General features: G+C 67.9%; 11 protein-coding genes. 5 read left to right on the top strand and 6 right to left on the bottom strand.

What is annotated here, in order from left to right:
• Positions 1-14: 14 nt before the first annotated feature.
• Genes QX121_RS04215 through QX121_RS04225 form a run of 3 tightly spaced genes read right to left on the bottom strand, consistent with a single transcriptional unit; the run spans position 15 to position 4,780 of the window.
• Complete coding sequence (locus QX121_RS04215) at positions 15-1,976, bottom strand: MacB family efflux pump subunit (RefSeq protein ID WP_315811251.1); 1,962 nt, start codon at positions 1,974-1,976, stop codon at positions 15-17.
• The gene (locus QX121_RS04220) at positions 1,976-3,262 is read right to left on the bottom strand and encodes an efflux RND transporter periplasmic adaptor subunit (protein WP_315811252.1); all 1,287 of its coding nucleotides are present in this window, start codon (positions 3,260-3,262) and stop codon (positions 1,976-1,978) included. Before QX121_RS04220 ends, QX121_RS04215 begins: the two co-directional genes overlap by 1 nt.
• A gap of 42 nt (positions 3,263-3,304) precedes the next feature.
• Complete coding sequence (locus QX121_RS04225) at positions 3,305-4,780, bottom strand: efflux transporter outer membrane subunit (RefSeq protein ID WP_315811253.1); 1,476 nt, start codon at positions 4,778-4,780, stop codon at positions 3,305-3,307.
• Between the two features lie 230 nt (positions 4,781-5,010).
• Between QX121_RS04225 and QX121_RS04230 the strand changes: the two genes are divergently transcribed.
• Positions 5,011-5,778, top strand: coding sequence for a response regulator (locus QX121_RS04230; protein ID WP_315736751.1), 768 nt, complete (start codon positions 5,011-5,013; stop codon positions 5,776-5,778).
• Positions 5,768-7,135 carry an ATP-binding protein gene (locus QX121_RS04235; RefSeq protein ID WP_315811254.1) on the top strand — a complete coding sequence of 456 codons (1,368 nt, stop codon included), beginning with the start codon at positions 5,768-5,770 and terminating at the stop codon, positions 7,133-7,135. Before QX121_RS04230 ends, QX121_RS04235 begins: the two co-directional genes overlap by 11 nt.
• 78 nt (positions 7,136-7,213) lie before the next feature.
• Here QX121_RS04235 and QX121_RS04240 read toward each other — a convergent pair whose 3' ends face one another.
• Positions 7,214-7,978, bottom strand: a complete 765-nt coding sequence (locus QX121_RS04240; protein ID WP_315811255.1) for a DUF2147 domain-containing protein — start codon at positions 7,976-7,978, stop codon at positions 7,214-7,216.
• A 500-nt stretch (positions 7,979-8,478) separates the two neighbouring features.
• Here QX121_RS04240 and QX121_RS04245 point away from each other — a divergent pair, with 500 nt between their 5' ends.
• Both QX121_RS04245 and QX121_RS04250 read left to right on the top strand, forming a co-directional pair.
• Positions 8,479-9,663: an extensin family protein gene (locus QX121_RS04245; protein ID WP_315796257.1), complete on the top strand. Its 1,185-nt coding sequence runs from the start codon at positions 8,479-8,481 to the stop codon at positions 9,661-9,663.
• A 274-nt stretch (positions 9,664-9,937) separates the two neighbouring features.
• Complete coding sequence (locus QX121_RS04250; protein ID WP_315778811.1) at positions 9,938-10,204, top strand: hypothetical protein; 267 nt, start codon at positions 9,938-9,940, stop codon at positions 10,202-10,204.
• Here the strand turns inward: QX121_RS04250 and QX121_RS04255 are convergent, their stop codons facing one another.
• The gene (locus tag QX121_RS04255; protein ID WP_315811256.1) at positions 10,205-10,819 is read right to left on the bottom strand and encodes a class I SAM-dependent methyltransferase; all 615 of its coding nucleotides are present in this window, start codon (positions 10,817-10,819) and stop codon (positions 10,205-10,207) included.
• A gap of 347 nt (positions 10,820-11,166) precedes the next feature.
• On the bottom strand, positions 11,167-13,500 hold the full coding sequence (locus tag QX121_RS04260; RefSeq protein WP_315811257.1) for a TonB-dependent receptor: 2,334 nt from the start codon (positions 13,498-13,500) through the stop codon (positions 11,167-11,169).
• Between the two features lie 198 nt (positions 13,501-13,698).
• On the opposite strand from QX121_RS04260, the gene nikR reads away from it, so the two are divergent.
• Positions 13,699-14,184, top strand: coding sequence for a nickel-responsive transcriptional regulator NikR (gene nikR, locus QX121_RS04265; protein WP_315811258.1), 486 nt, complete (start codon positions 13,699-13,701; stop codon positions 14,182-14,184).
• Positions 14,185-14,261 lie beyond the last annotated feature (77 nt).

Raw genomic sequence — 14,261 nt, forward strand, 5'->3', positions numbered from 1 at the left:
TCATTCTTTCCGACCTACTCCCTTGCCAGAGCCGTTGCCGGATCGAGCTGCGAGGCGCTGCGGGCGGGCATGTAGCCGAAGCCGATGCCGATCGCCATCGACGTGACCGCGGCGCCGACCATTGCGAGCGGCGAATAGATCAGCTGGAAGCCGACGTCGAGCGCGTTGAAGACCGTGCCGAAGCCGACCGCGAGCGCCAGGCCCAGCGCGCCGCCGAGCAGGCAGACCAGCACGGCCTCGATCAGGAACTGCATCAGGATGTCGCTGCGCCGCGCGCCGACCGCCATGCGCACCCCGATCTCGCCGACGCGCTCGGACACCGACACCAGCATGATGTTCATGACGCCGATGCCGCCGACCAAGAGCGAGATTACGGCGATGGCTGCCACCAGCAGGGTCAGCACCTGCGTCGTGCTCTCGACGGTCTTGCGGATGTCGTCGGTGTTGAGCACGAAGAAGTCCTTGGCGTTGTGCCGCGCCGTCAGCAGCGCCGTCGCGGCGCGCTCGGCCGCGGCCATCGGCGTCGCCTCGTCGACGCGGACGCTGATGCTGCGCAGCACCTGGTTGCCGAGGAAGCGCGCCTGCACGGTCGTGTAGGGCAGGTAGACGATCGGCGTGGAGCTGGAGCCGAAGCCGGCCTGCTGCTGCTTGGTGATGCCGACGACGCGGCAGGGCACCTTGCCGATCAGGACCACGCTGCCCAGCGGACTGACGTCGGGATCGGGAAACAACGCCTTGCGCGCATTGTCGTCGATCACGGCATCCTGGGCGTAGGAGCGCACGGTATCGGCATCGAGATAGCTGCCTTCGGCGAGCTCGGTGTTCTTGACCCGGAAATACTGCTCGCCGACGCCGGAGATCTGGGCGCTGACCTCGATCGCGCCGAACCGCAGCGTGCTGGTGGTCGAGACCGTCGGCGAGATGGCGTCGACATAAGGCTGCTGCGCCATGACCTTGGCGTCGGCGAGCACCAGCGTCCTGATCTTGCTGGAGCGCGTATCGCCGAAATCCCTGCCGGGAAAGAATTCCAGCGTGTTGGTGCCGAGCCGGTTGATGTCCTTCAGCACCTTGGCCTGCGAGCCCTTGCCGAGCGCCAGCACCAGCACGACCGAGGCGACGCCGATGATGATGCCGAGCATGGTGAGGAACGCGCGCATCCGGTGTGCATTCATGGCGAGCAGCGCCATCCGCGCGGCCTCGCGGAAACGGTCGAGCTGGCTGCGCCACCACGATGCCGCCGGGGCGGTATGGTCTTCGGTCGCTGCGGCCGGCGCGGGTTCCGAAGTCCGCGGATTGAGCCGGTCGGAAATGACGCGGCCGTCCTCGATCTCGATGATGCGCCGGGCGCGCTGCGCGACGCTCGGATCGTGCGTGACGATGATGACGGTGCGCCCGGAGGCGCTGATCTCGTCGAGGATGCGCAGCACCTCCTCGCCGCTGGCGCGGTCGAGCGCGCCGGTCGGCTCGTCGGCCAGGATCACGTCGGGATCGTTGACCAGCGCGCGGGCGATCGAGACCCGCTGCTGCTGGCCGCCCGAGAGCTGACCCGGCTTGTGGTCGGTGCGGCTGCCCATGCCGAGCCGCTGCAGCAGCGCCGCCGCCTTCCGGCGCCGCGCATTGGGGCCGAGCCCGGAATAGACGGCCGGGACCTCGGCATTCTCAGCGGCCGTGAGTTCGCCCAGCAGATGGTAGCGCTGGAAGATGAAGCCGAAATGCTCGCGCCGCAACGCCGCCAGCTCGTCCGGATCGAGCGAGCCCATCTCGCGGCCGGCGATCCGGTAGCTGCCGGATGTCGGGCGGTCGAGGCAACCCAGAATGTTCATCAGCGTCGACTTGCCGGAGCCCGACTGGCCGATGATGGCGACCATCTCGCCGCGCGCGATCTGGATGTCGACACCGCGCAAGGCATGGACGGTACTCTCGCCGGAGGCGTAGCACCGCCCGACGTTCTGCAGATCGATCAGCACCTCCGCCATCACGGACCTCCGGAGGAGGCCGGCGGCGGCATCACGGTTCGCTTCGGCCCCTCGTCGGGCGTCGAGATGACGACCCGCTCGCCCTCGCGCAGGCCGGACTGCACCTCGGCCCGGATCTTGTTGTTGAGGCCGATGTGAGTGGCGCGCTTCTCCAGTGTTCCTGCGCCGGTCAGCACGCGCACCGTGTAGCTGCCGTCGGGATTGGCGTTGCCAAGCGCGGACGACGGAATGGTCGGGACCTTGCGGGCCTCGCCGAGCAGGATGTGGACCTCGGCCGTCATGTAGGTCATCAGCCGCCCGTCCGGATTGGCGATGTCGAACACGCCGTTGTAGTAGATCGCCGACGACGTGGTGGACGAGGACGAGCTGCTGCTCGACGTGGTCGTCGTGCTCGACGAGAAGCTCGAATCGCTCTTGATCGATTCGGGCGCCGGCTCGATCGATCCGAGCGTGCCCTCGTAGCGATGATCGGGCTCGCCCAGCACGGTGAAATAGACGTTCTGTCCGGGCCTGACCTTGACCACGTCGGCCTCGGAAATCTCCACCCGCACGGTCATCGTCTCGACCTGGCCGAGCACGACGATGGTCGGTGCCGACTGCACCGCATTCACGGTCTGGCCCTGCTGGGTGACGATCGACAGCACGGTGCCGTCGATCGGAGCCGTGATCTTCGTGTAGCCGAGATTGACGCGCGCGGTCTCGATCGCCACCTCGGCCTCGACGATCTGCGCGTCGAGCTGCGCGATCTGGGCCTGGGTCTGCTTCGCGGTCGCCTCGGCGCTGTCATAGTCGGCGCGCGACGACGCCTTCTGCGCCAGCGTGACCTGCTGCCGCGCCAGGTTCGCCTCTGCCAGCGCCAGGGTGGCGACCTTCTCGTCACGCTGCGCCCGCACGCTCCGCAGGCTCGCCTCGTTGGTGCGCAGCGTGTTCTGCTGCGTCAGCGAGTCGATCTCGGCGATCAGGTCGCCGGCCTTCACTTTCTGTCCCAGCTTGACGTTGAGCGCGACGAGGCGCCCCGACGCCTGGGCACCCACCGCGACGAGCTTGACCGGCTTCAGCGTGCCGGTGGCGAGCACGGTCTGCTCGATGTCGCCGGTCGTGACGGGTGCGGTGACGAGATTGGCGTTGGGATTGCTGGTCAGCCTCATGACCAGCACGATCGCGGCGGCCAGAACGACGAGCACACCTAAGATCAGCAGCGGCCAGCGGCGCGGCCGCTTCGGCGCCGGCGCGCGGCCGTCATCGACCGCGACCGGTCGGGGCATGTGGGACAAGGGTGCGTTCATCGGATCACTTCGGAGGCACTTTATTGGAGCTCGGGTCGTGGATTATTTGGGGTCGACGGATTGCGCGAGATGCGGCCCGGTGCCGCTGTCGACGACCTCGGGCCGCGAGCTGTCGATAGCGCCGGTCCAACCGCCGCCCAAAGCCTTGGCCAGTGCGACGTAATTTTTTGCCAAGGTCGCGCGGCTGGCGAGCAGGTTGTCCTCCGCGGTGAACTGCGAGCGCTCGGCATCGAGCACGTCGAGGAAGGTGCTGGAGCCGGTCTGGTAGAGCGAGCGCGACAGCCGTGCAGCCTCGCCATAGCGTCGCGCCGACTCCGTCAGGCTGCGGATGCGGATGCGTTCCTGGGCGAGATTGACGATGGCGTTCTCGACGTCCTCGAGCGCGCTCAACACGGCGCTCTGCCAGGCGACGTGGTACTCGTCGCGCTGCGCCTCGGCGATCTCCACCGCCGCCTGCAGCTTGCCGCCGTTGAAGATCGGCACCGACACGCTGGGGCCGATCGACCAGCCGATGGTCGAGCTCTTGCCGAGATCGCCGAGCTTCAGCGCGCTGGTCGAGACCGAGCCGCTGAGGCTGACATCCGGATACAGCGCAGCCGTCGCTTGTCCGATCTTCGCGGTGAACTGTGCGAGCTGCCGCTCGGCCTTGCGGACGTCCGGCCGCATCACCAGCACGTCGGCCGGGATGCCCTTCGGCAACGGCAGGCGTGGCGCCGGGATCGCCGCAGTGCGCGACAGGCGCAGGCTCAGTGCGGCCGGGTCGCGGCCGAGCAGCACGCCGAGCCGGTGCACGGCCTGCTGATAGCTGCTCTCATAGGTCGGGATGGTGGCTTCGGTGCTGGCGGCGAGCGCGGAGGCCTTGGCGGTGTCGACGGCCGACGCCGAGCCGGCATTCTGCTTGCGCTCGGTCAGTGCCGCGGTTTCGCGCTGCGAGGCCGCCGTGCGCCGGGCCAGCGCCACCCGCGCCTGATAGGCGCGGGCATCGATGTAGTTGGAGGCGACGTCGCCGATCAGCGTCAGCAAGGTCGCGCGCAGATCGTCCTCCGCAGCGTCGACGCCATAGCCCGCGGCCTCGACCGCGCGGCGGTTGGCGCCGAACAGATCGAGCTCCCAGCTCGAATCGAAGCCGGCCTGGTACTGGCTGTAGGTGGTAGGAGCGATCGCGATGCCGCTCGTCGAGCTGCCGGCGCTGCGGGTCTCCGTCGCCGTGCCGGTGCCGCTCACTGTGGGAAACAGCGCGCCGATGGCTTGGCGCTGCGTCGCCCGCGCCTCGCGGATGCGCGCCTTGGCAGCGGCGACGTCGAGATTGCCGCTGACGGCGTCTGCGATCAGCTGATCGAGCATGACATCGCCGAGGCTGCGCCACCAATGTGCGAGCTTCAGCGCTTGCGTGGGTTTGTTGCGGTCGCTGCTCCAGCTCTGGGGCATGCCGAAATCCGGCTTCACGTAGTCGGGCCCGACGGCGCAGCCGGCGAGCAGCGGTGTGGCCAGGCAGAGTGCGAGCAGGAGAGGCTTCACGGTGGCTGAGACGATCGCGGTTCGGAAGAGGGCCGCGCCGGCCGAAGAGCCATGCCGCAGGACTTCCCTGTTGATGCTTGTCTGATGCGTAAAGCCTAGGCGTGATACCAATTTCGCAGGATTAAGTCGCGTGAAGAAATGTTTCCGCCTTAACAATACAGCTTACTTTTGCCACGATCGGAGCTCGCTTCGGGCTGTTCTTTTGGACTCAAATCGACCATGTTCCGCGCATGATGTCGTCACACAATACCGCCGTGGCCGCAGACGCAAACATACCGGCAGCTGCGCGCATTCTCTGCGTCGAAGATGACCGGGAGATTGCGGCGCTGCTCACCGAGCTGTTGCAGGAGCACGGCTTCGCGCCGCGCTTCGTGTCCTCCGCGGCCGCAATGAACGACCTCTTGCAGCGCGAGCAGGTCGACCTCATCATGCTCGACGTGATGCTGCCGGATGATGACGGCATGAGCATCTGTCGCCGCCTTCGCCAGATCTCGACCGTGCCGATCATCATGGTGACGGCGAAGGGCGAGGACATCGATCGCATCCTCGGTCTCGAGCTCGGCGCCGACGACTATGTCGTCAAGCCGTTCAATCCGCGCGAGCTGGTGGCGCGGATACGCGCGCTGCTGCGCCGCTCGCAATTGCATCCCGCCGTGATCGCGGCGCGGCAGGCACCGATGACTTTCGACGGCTGGCGCATCGAGCCGGCGACGCGCACGCTGTTCGATCCCGACCGCGTCAAGATCACGCTGACCAGCGCCGAGTTCGACATCCTCCTGGCGTTCTGCCGCAACGCTGGGCGGGTGCTGTCGCGCGAGCAACTGATCGAGCTGGCGCATGGCGGGCAGGCCGGGCCGGTCGAGCGCAGCATCGACGTTCACATCAGCCGCATCCGCCAGAAGATCGAGCCCGGCGCCAGGAGCTGGACCCTGATCAAGACGGTGCGCCTCGGCGGCTACGTCTTCACGCCAAGAGTCGAGACCATCGATGACGCCTGATAGCAAGCCGTGCCCGCGCCTCGGCCTCACCACGCAGATCGTGACGCTGGCGTCGCTGTCGGTGCTGTTCGGCATGGTCGTGATGATCGCGGCGGCGCTGCTGTTCCTCGATCCGCCCGACGAGCAGGAATCGCCGGCCTACGGCATCGCGCGCGTGGCCGAGGCGGTGCACTTCGTCCGCGCCGCGAACGACCCCGTGGCCGTCGACAGCAGCCTGTCGAGCCTGCGCAGCTCCGGCATCCAGGTCGAGCTGGTGCCGCTGACCTCGCTCACGCTGCTCGCCAAGCCGGTCAGGGACGTGCCATGGACCTCGCGGCTGGCCCGCCGTCAGCTCAGCGTGCTGCGTGACATCACCTTGCTCCACGGCGTCGGCTATGGCGCGTCGCCGCCGACCCAGATCATCGTCCAGGTCGACGGCGAGCGTGCGCTGGTGTTCGACGACGTGCCGCGCCTCGAATTCTGGTCGATGGTGCTGAAGCCGACGGCGGTGTTCCTGTTCCTCATCCTGATCCTGGGCGTGCTGCTGTCGATCTACGCGGCGCGGGCGATCATCCGGCCGCTGTCGGAGATGGCGCGCGCGGCGGCGGCGTTCGGCCGCTCGCCGGGAGCGCAGGAGCCGCTGAGCCGGCGCGGGCCCCGGGAGATCGCCCAGGTCGCCGAGGCGCTGAACGAGATGCAGGCGCGCATCCGCGCGCTGCTCGACGACCGCACGCGCATGCTGGCCGCGATCAGCCACGATCTGCGCACGCCGCTGACGCGGCTGCGGCTGCGCTCGGAGCGCATCGCTCAGGGCGAGATGCGCAGCGCGATGCTGCGCGACATCGACCAGGTCAGCCGCATGCTCGACGAGACGCTGGACTATCTGCGCGACGACACCAAGGCCGAGCAGCCGGCGCGGATCGAGCTGTCGAGCCTCTTGGAGACGATCTGCTGCGACTTCGCCGATGTCGGCCACGCCGTCACCTTCGATGGACCGTCGCGGCTGGTCTGCGAGGGCCGGGCGCGGGCGCTGTCGCGCGCCGTCACCAACGTAGTTGAGAACGCGGTCAAGCACGGCAGCGAGGTCGTGGTCAGCCTGTCGACCCTGGCCGACGGCATGATCGCGATCGAGGTCGCCGACGACGGTCCGGGCATTCCGCAGGCGCTGCAGGCGCGCGCGCTGGAGCCGTTCGTCAAGCTCGACCAGGCGCGCTCCGCCGGCGGCTTCGGCCTCGGGCTGTCGATCGCGCAGGAGATCATGAAGAAGCATGACGGCGGCATCGCGCTGATGCCCAATGCCCCGCGCGGTCTGCGGGTGCGGCTGTCGCTGCCGCTGCGCATCGCGATGTCCTCGGCGATCCCCGCCAAGGTGGCGTAGCAGACGCCACGAGAAGGAAACCCCGCCGGTGCTGATCCCGGCGGGGCCCTTGCGTTTGCCGATGTCGAGGGACGGCGATCAGCTCACGCGCTTCCAGGTCTGGCCGCCGCAGAACAGGCCGCCGAACGCGCAGCCCTGGACCCGCAAGGTGTTCGGGTTCTTGAGCACGACGGTGGAGTCGTAATTGCCGCCGCCGTCCGGATCGTGGATGCGGCCGATCCATTTGCTGTCCTTCGGCTTCATGTTGATCAGGATCTTCTCGCGCGTCTTCTCGGCAAAGCCGCAGATGTTGGCGCCGCACGGCTCGATCACGACGTTGCCCTTGCCGCCCTCGGTGGCCCACAGGCCGAGCGGCGAGTTCGGATCGGCTGCAGCCGGAGCGGGCTGAACTGCGGCAGGCGCCGCGGCGACGGTGACCGGCGCGGGTGCCGGAGCTGGCTGGGGAGCAGGCGCGGTCGCCGCGACCGGTGCCGGCGGCACCGGCATCTGCCCCGTCGTGGATGGCGCGACGGAAGCGGGCGCTGCGGGGGCCGGCGCGGCCACGGCTGGCGCGGCGGCGACGGGCGCTGGCGCATTCACGACCGGCGCAGCGGGCGCCGCGGCGGCGGGGGCCGGAGCGCTGGCCGCAGGCGCGCTGCTCGCCGGCGCATCATCGTCGAGCTTGGACGATGTCAGCCCGCTGAGGTCGATGCCCGACACCTGCAGGCAGGACAGCGACTGGCAGTTGCGCGGCACGGTGACGCGGATCTTGTGTCCGTCGAAATTGAACGCGATCGAGCTGCCGGCCTGCGCGGCGCTGCTCGCGATCAGAACGGCCGCTGCGGCCAGAAAGACGGTCTTCATGGATGAGCTCCCTCGGGACGGCGTCGTGAACCTGAGGGACCTGTTAAACGCGGGCGCCGGCGCGATCTGTGACAGAGATCACAGCCGGCGGATGCGTGTCTGAAGACGACAACTCCGCGCGGGAAGGTGGGCGATGGCACGCCGCCGGCCGACAGCCGCCCGTCGATTGATCGAGATCGGATCTCAGCGATCAGATCATCCCGACGACGATGGCGCCGACGAATGCAAACACGATATACGTGACCACCATGCTCAGCCGATCGGCAGGGCTCATGGGATGGCTCCCGTTTTCGTATCTCTCGCGCCCCTGACGTGCGCGTCGCTCTTGACGCAGGCGTTCCGCGGAGCGCGCGCCACACATATCCGATCGGCATCGGCAAAAAAGACAGCGCGGTTGTCGCTTCCCCGTAAATGGACTGCCTTTCACGTCACGATGGTTTGCGCGCCGTAAATGGACGGCATTGACAGGTCCTTAAGCAAATTGCCGCAAACCTCTGCATATGACGCGCGGAGTTCGTTTGTATCTCGTCGGCTCCATCGTCCTTGTCTCGCTTGCGGGTTGCGGCCGTGGATTCTTCCAGGAGCGCGAGCCGTGGCGGGCCGAGGCCGAGATTGCCTGCCTGAAATCGGGCGCGGTGAAGGAGAGCGCGGATATCGTCCGCATCAATCCGATCTCCGGCCCCGGCATGTGCGGCGCCGACTATCCGCTGAAGGTGGCGGCGCTCGGCGAAGCGACCACGAGCTATGGCTTCGCCGATGAAAGCCTGCGTCCACCGGCCGCGATCGGCGGCCAGCCGCGCTGGCCGATCAACCAGCCGCCGCAACGCTACGCCCCGCCCGCGACCTATCAGCCGCAGGCCGCGCCGCAGCCGGCCTATCCCGCGTCGAGCGCGGCCTATCCGAATTCGGCATCGCCGTCCTATGGCGCTCCTCCCGGCGCGCCACTGCAGCTCGAGCCGCCGGTCGGCGAGGACGACGTCGATCAGCCGGCCGACGCGGCCTATTCGCCCTATCGCGGTCAGCCGGCCGCTCGCACCGCCTATCCGCCGCAGGAACCGCCACCGCGGCTCGGACCGTCGCGCGATCCGGTCGGCACCGTCGGCCCGGTCGCGGTGAAGCCGACCGCGACGCTCGCCTGTCCGATCGTCTCGGCGCTGGACCGCTGGCTTGCGGAATCGGTGCAGCCGGCGGCCCAGCGCTGGTTCGGCACCAAGGTCGTCGAGATCAAGCAGATCTCGGCCTATTCCTGCCGCGGCATGAACGGCAATCCGAGCGCGCACATTTCCGAGCATGCCTTCGGCAACGCGCTCGACATCGCCGCCTTCACGCTCGCCGACGGCCGTCGCATCAGCGTCAAGGATGGCTGGATCGGCCTGCCGGAGGAGCAGGGCTTTCTGCGCGACATCCAGGGTGGCGCCTGCCAGCAGTTCACCACCGTGCTGGCGCCGGGCTCCAACGTCTATCACTACGACCACATCCATGTGGACCTGATGCGCCGCGCCAGCCGCCGCCTGATCTGCCAGCCGGCCGCGCAGTCCGGCGAGGCGGTGGCGGCGCGCGCGCAGCAGCGGCGCTATGGCTACGGCCAGCGCGAGCCCGACGTGACCAGCTCGATCCCGTCGCGCAAGCAGCCGCGCAGCATCGGCCAGCTGATCAACGAGGAAGACGAATTCCGGGACTATTGAGAGGGGCGAATAGGGAATAGCGAGTAGCGAATCGGGACGATCACCTGCTCGCCATTCGCTCGCGCCTGTGCGCCGCTGTGGATTTCTCCCGCCGTTGGCCGCGCCTGAAACCGTTCTGTCCCGCCCCGAAACGGAAACGCCGATGTCACGCGCTGCGCATTAGGAGTCCGTTGACCAGTTTTGCCGTCCGCCATTGGCCGACACTAGACCTGCCACAGTCGCCAGGAACAAGGCGCGCGGGGTTCTGGTTGCTGCCGGATTGGGAGAGGCGGAGATGGTATCGTATCGCATCAAGGCGATTGGCTCGGGCTTCGAGGTCGGCACCGCCGAGCAGGCCGTGCTGGTCTGCCGTTCGCTGAAGATCGCCCGCCGCGCCGTCGCCGACGCGCAGCGCCTGGAGCGGATGCCGCCGAAGCCGATTCCCTGGCGCACGCCGCCGCAGAGTGAGACCTCCGCTGGCGGAGCGGACGATGCCGCGCGCAGCGAGGATACCGACATCGAGGTTCTCGTCGTGTCGGATGGCCCGCCTCTGTGCTGCTGACTAACCGGCGCGGAAGCGGCAGAACTGGAACTGCTGCGTCGAGTCCCATGGCGTGCGATGCGCCTCGGTGCAACTGTCCTGCAGCGTGAAAGCAGGACCCAGCGTTGCGGCCAGGCTGTGGGCGTCGTAGCGGACGACCGGCAGTCCGCTGCACCTCTCCGGACCATCGGGCGCGAACGTGCCGATGATGACGGCCCCGCCGGGCACCACCGCCGCGCGCAGGCGGTCGACGTAGGCGGCGCGGTCCTCAGGCGCGGTGAGGAAATGGAAGGCGGCCCGGTCGTGCCAGACGTCGTAGCGCGCGTCCGGCGTCCAGGTGGTGACGTCGGAGGCGATCCACGTGACCCCGGCTGCCGCCGCGCCGAGCCTGCGGCGCGCCGTCGCCAGTGCCGCATCGGAGATGTCGAGCACGGCGAGCGCGCTGTAGCCGGCCGCGAGCAGCGCATCGACCAGCCGCGAGGCGCCGCCGCCGATATCGATGATCCGCGATGTCGGCGTCGCGCCGGCCTCGTGGATCAGCCGCAGCGAGGTCGCCGGATCGTCCTGGTACCAGCTGACCTCGGTCTCGGCCTTGGTGGTGTAGACGCTCTGCCAATGGGTGGTGCGGTCGGACATGGTTTCGGTCCCGAGGAGAGGCACACATTATAGCACGCGACGGCTCGAACTCTTGCCCAGGTGGTGGTGAGCTCCCCTCCCCCTTGCGGGGAGGGGGCGGGGGTGGGGGTCCCCACGCGCTGAACGTGGTGAGATCCCCATCATCTGTCGAGAACTCATGGGGTGCGTAACGCGACACGCAACGAAGCGTCGTGCCTGTCGGCGCGCTGGCTCTCATCAACGGCGGGACCCGTGAATACCAACCCCCAACCCCTCCCCGCAAGGGGAGGGGAGCGCACCGCCTGCGCGGCGATAGCGTGCCTTGAACGCGCTGCCGGAACGGTCATGCCGCTACGACGATCAAGTCCTCAAAACGTCCCCGCCACCGTCACCCGGAACGTCAGCGGCTCGATCGGGTGCAGCACGCGGTCCATCACGCCAGTCTGGCAGACCTGCGCCGGAACCGGCGTCGCGGGCGGCGACACATAGCAGTCCTTGTAGAGCTGGTCGGTCGGCAGCAGCGAGCCGTAACCGTAGGAGATCTGGCTGGCCTTGGTGTTGAGCAGGTTCAGCACGTCGAGCTGGATGCGCCAGCCATTGGCGTCGCGGAAGCCGATGCGGCCGTTGAACACGCTGGTCGCGGTCGAGCGGAAATAGTTGTCCTCGGTCAGCGGCGTCGATCCGAGATAGCGCCAGCGCAATCCGCCGAACCAGCCGGTCTTCTCGCCGAGCGTGATGCCGGCCGAGGCGATCATCGACGGCGCGTTCGGGATGGAGTTGCCCGGTGCATTGCCAAGCTGTGCCTGGGGGTAGCCGGCGAGCGAGGTGTAGACCGCCGCCTGGTCGGTGTTGTCGCCGACGAAGCGGGCATGCGTCATCGCCAGATCGGCATCGATGTCGATCCACGACGCCGGCCGATAATGGTTGGTCAGCTCGAAGCCGTAGCGCCGGCTCGGCCGGCTCGCCTCGGTGTCGCCGGCATCGCCGGAGAACAGGATCTCCGAATCCTGGTTGAGCATGAAAAGGCTGAGCGACGAGTCGAGTCCCGGAATGATGCGCGTGCGTACGCCGACCTCGGCGCCCTTGGTGCGGACGAGAAGCGGCGAGGAGGCTAGCTTGTTGGTCGGATCGGCCGGATCCTCGGTGGTGGTCGCGCCGCGGGCATCGTTGCTGTGCATGCCATAGCCGGCGCCAAGGAAGAATTCGGTCTTGTCGAACGGCCCGATCACCATGCGGAATTTCGGGCTGCCGAGGCTGGCTGCGGCATCGCCGGTGTTGTTGCCGTTGGTCAGCGAATACACGTGGGTCTGATAATAGTCGCCGCGATAGCCGACCGTGGTGCGCAGCCAGTCGGTCCAGCGCACGGTGTTCTCGACGTAGATCCCGACGCTGCCTTCGCCGACCTTGTCCGCGCGGACGACGCCGGTGCTGTTGGCATCGATGTCGGAGAGCAGCACCCGCTGACGGGTGTTGGTCAACGCCAGCGCGATGTCGTCGTAGCGCGTCTGGATGCTGACGGTCGTCTCCATCGGCTGGCCGGCAAAGCTGCCGTTCAAGGTGCGCGACGCGTTGGCGCCGAGCATCAGCCGGTCGTCGTGCTGGTGGAACTGGTCGCCATAGGTGGGGTTGCTGAGTGCGTAGGTGAAATTGTTGTAGAGATCGAGCTGGCTCTTCACCACATAGGCGTTGGCCTTCCAGGAGCCGGCGTCGTCGGTGCCGGCGATGCGGCCGGACAGCGCGAAGCGGTTGGTCTTGCCGCCGTCGGTCGGATCGACCGCATCGTAGCGGCCGAGCAGGCCGGAGGTGATGGCGCGCTCCGGCACCTGGTCGGTCGAGGTCCAGCGGTTCGCATAGGCCATGCCGGTGATCGAGAAGCCGTCGGTCGCGGTGCCCTGCGAATACCGCATCAGGCCGTTCAGCTTCTTCGCATCATCGGGCGCGGTCCACGGTCCGTCATAGCGGCCCGCCTCGCCGGCGATCAGCAGATGGCCTTCGCCGACATGCACCGAGTCCATGCCGAAGAAGCGGCGATAGCCGAAACTGCCCGCCGTCATCTGCACGATCGCCTTCGGCACGCTGTCGACCAAGCCGATATGGACGCTGCCGACCGAGGCGAAGTCGCCTTCGTCGGCGAAGTAGGGCCCCTTGCGCACGTCGACACGGCCGATCGTCTCCGGCATCAGCCAGTTGAGATCGGCATAGCCCTGGCCGTGGGCATGGGTGCGCATGTTGACCGGCACGTCGTCGACGAACAGCGCGAGGTCGGTGCCGTGGTCGAGATTGTAGCCGCGCAGGAAATACTGGTTGGCTTTGCCTTCACCGGAATGCTGCGTGACGATTAGGCCGGGCACTGCTTCGAGCACCTCGCCGGGCCGCGTGGCCGGGCGGGCGTTGATCTCCTCGCCGGATATCACGACCTCGCTCGCCATGCCCTGCGGCCGCGCCGGGCCGGAGCCGACATTGGGCGCGCCGGACGGTGTAGCCGCGGCCGTGGCGGCCGGGATCACATGCGCAGTCACACCGGCCGTGCCCGGCTTCGGTCGCTGCGCCGCGCGCCGGACCTGCGGCTTCGGCTTGGCCGTGCGTCGGGGGGCATCCACGTCGACCGTCGGCAACTCGGCAGGGGCCCGTTCCGGATGGGCGTTTGCCTGCTGCGCCAATGCCGCCATCAGCACGCCAACACCCGCCCCACGCCACCGCATCGTCACGCCCCTAGAGCTCGCCACAGGGCATGCATCGTCAACTGCCGCGCGCCTTCGTTGGCCCGCGACATGCTCGCTTGGATCGCCCTACTGTCGAATGTTAAAGAACGCTAAGGTGACACCGGTATGATGTCAACGTGAATACATCATACTCATGCGGTGGATAGGCGCTTGCCGCGCAGCTCAGGGAGACGGGACATGCAGCGCCTGACGATCACGATCGACGACGATCTGCTCGCCGAGGTCGACGCCTTCATGGCCCGGCGCGGCTACGACAATCGTTCGGAGGCGTTTCGCGATCTGCTGCGCAGCGGCTTAGAGACGGCTGACGCCGGCGCCAGCGACAGCCGGCACTGCATCGCGACGCTCAGCTACGTCTACGACCACGCCGCGCGCGAGCTGCCGAAGCGCCTCACCCAGGAGGCGCACGACCATTCCGGCCTCGCCCAGGCGACCCTGCACGTGCACATCGACCAGGAGAGCTGCCTCGAGGTCACCGTGCTCAAGGGCGAGCGGCGCGAGGTCAAGGCGTTCGCCGACCACGTCATCGCCGAGCGCGGCGTCCGCCACGGCCACGTCGCGATGATGCCGGTCGATCCGGCGCAGGACCACGGGCGTGCGCACAGCCATTCCCACAGTCACAGCCACGCGCATTCCCACACGACGAAGGGCGTAAAGAAGTAGTTGCCCTGGCTCGCAACGACGAAAGGGTAGGGTGGGCAAAGGCGCGCCCCGATGCTGCTGCTCAGACGTGATGCGTC

Origin of the sequence: Bradyrhizobium sp. SZCCHNR2028 (genome assembly GCF_032380995.1) — a bacterium.
Lineage (GTDB): Bacteria > Pseudomonadota > Alphaproteobacteria > Rhizobiales > Xanthobacteraceae > Bradyrhizobium.

What these genes read in the sequence shown, in the direction of transcription:
- QX121_RS04255 (WP_315811256.1), bottom strand. Translation starts at nt 10,819, where the DNA reads ATGTCCGACCGCACCACCCATTGGCAGAGCGTCTACACCACCAAGGCC.
- QX121_RS04230 (WP_315736751.1), top strand. Translation starts at nt 5,011, where the DNA reads ATGATGTCGTCACACAATACCGCCGTGGCCGCAGACGCAAACATACCG.
- QX121_RS04250 (WP_315778811.1), top strand. Translation starts at nt 9,938, where the DNA reads ATGGTATCGTATCGCATCAAGGCGATTGGCTCGGGCTTCGAGGTCGGC.
- QX121_RS04240 (WP_315811255.1), bottom strand. Translation starts at nt 7,978, where the DNA reads ATGAAGACCGTCTTTCTGGCCGCAGCGGCCGTTCTGATCGCGAGCAGC.
- QX121_RS04215 (WP_315811251.1), bottom strand. Translation starts at nt 1,976, where the DNA reads ATGGCGGAGGTGCTGATCGATCTGCAGAACGTCGGGCGGTGCTACGCC.
- QX121_RS04245 (WP_315796257.1), top strand. Translation starts at nt 8,479, where the DNA reads ATGACGCGCGGAGTTCGTTTGTATCTCGTCGGCTCCATCGTCCTTGTC.
- QX121_RS04220 (WP_315811252.1), bottom strand. Translation starts at nt 3,262, where the DNA reads ATGAACGCACCCTTGTCCCACATGCCCCGACCGGTCGCGGTCGATGAC.
- nikR (WP_315811258.1), top strand. Translation starts at nt 13,699, where the DNA reads ATGCAGCGCCTGACGATCACGATCGACGACGATCTGCTCGCCGAGGTC.
- QX121_RS04235 (WP_315811254.1), top strand. Translation starts at nt 5,768, where the DNA reads ATGACGCCTGATAGCAAGCCGTGCCCGCGCCTCGGCCTCACCACGCAG.
- QX121_RS04260 (WP_315811257.1), bottom strand. Translation starts at nt 13,500, where the DNA reads ATGCGGTGGCGTGGGGCGGGTGTTGGCGTGCTGATGGCGGCATTGGCG.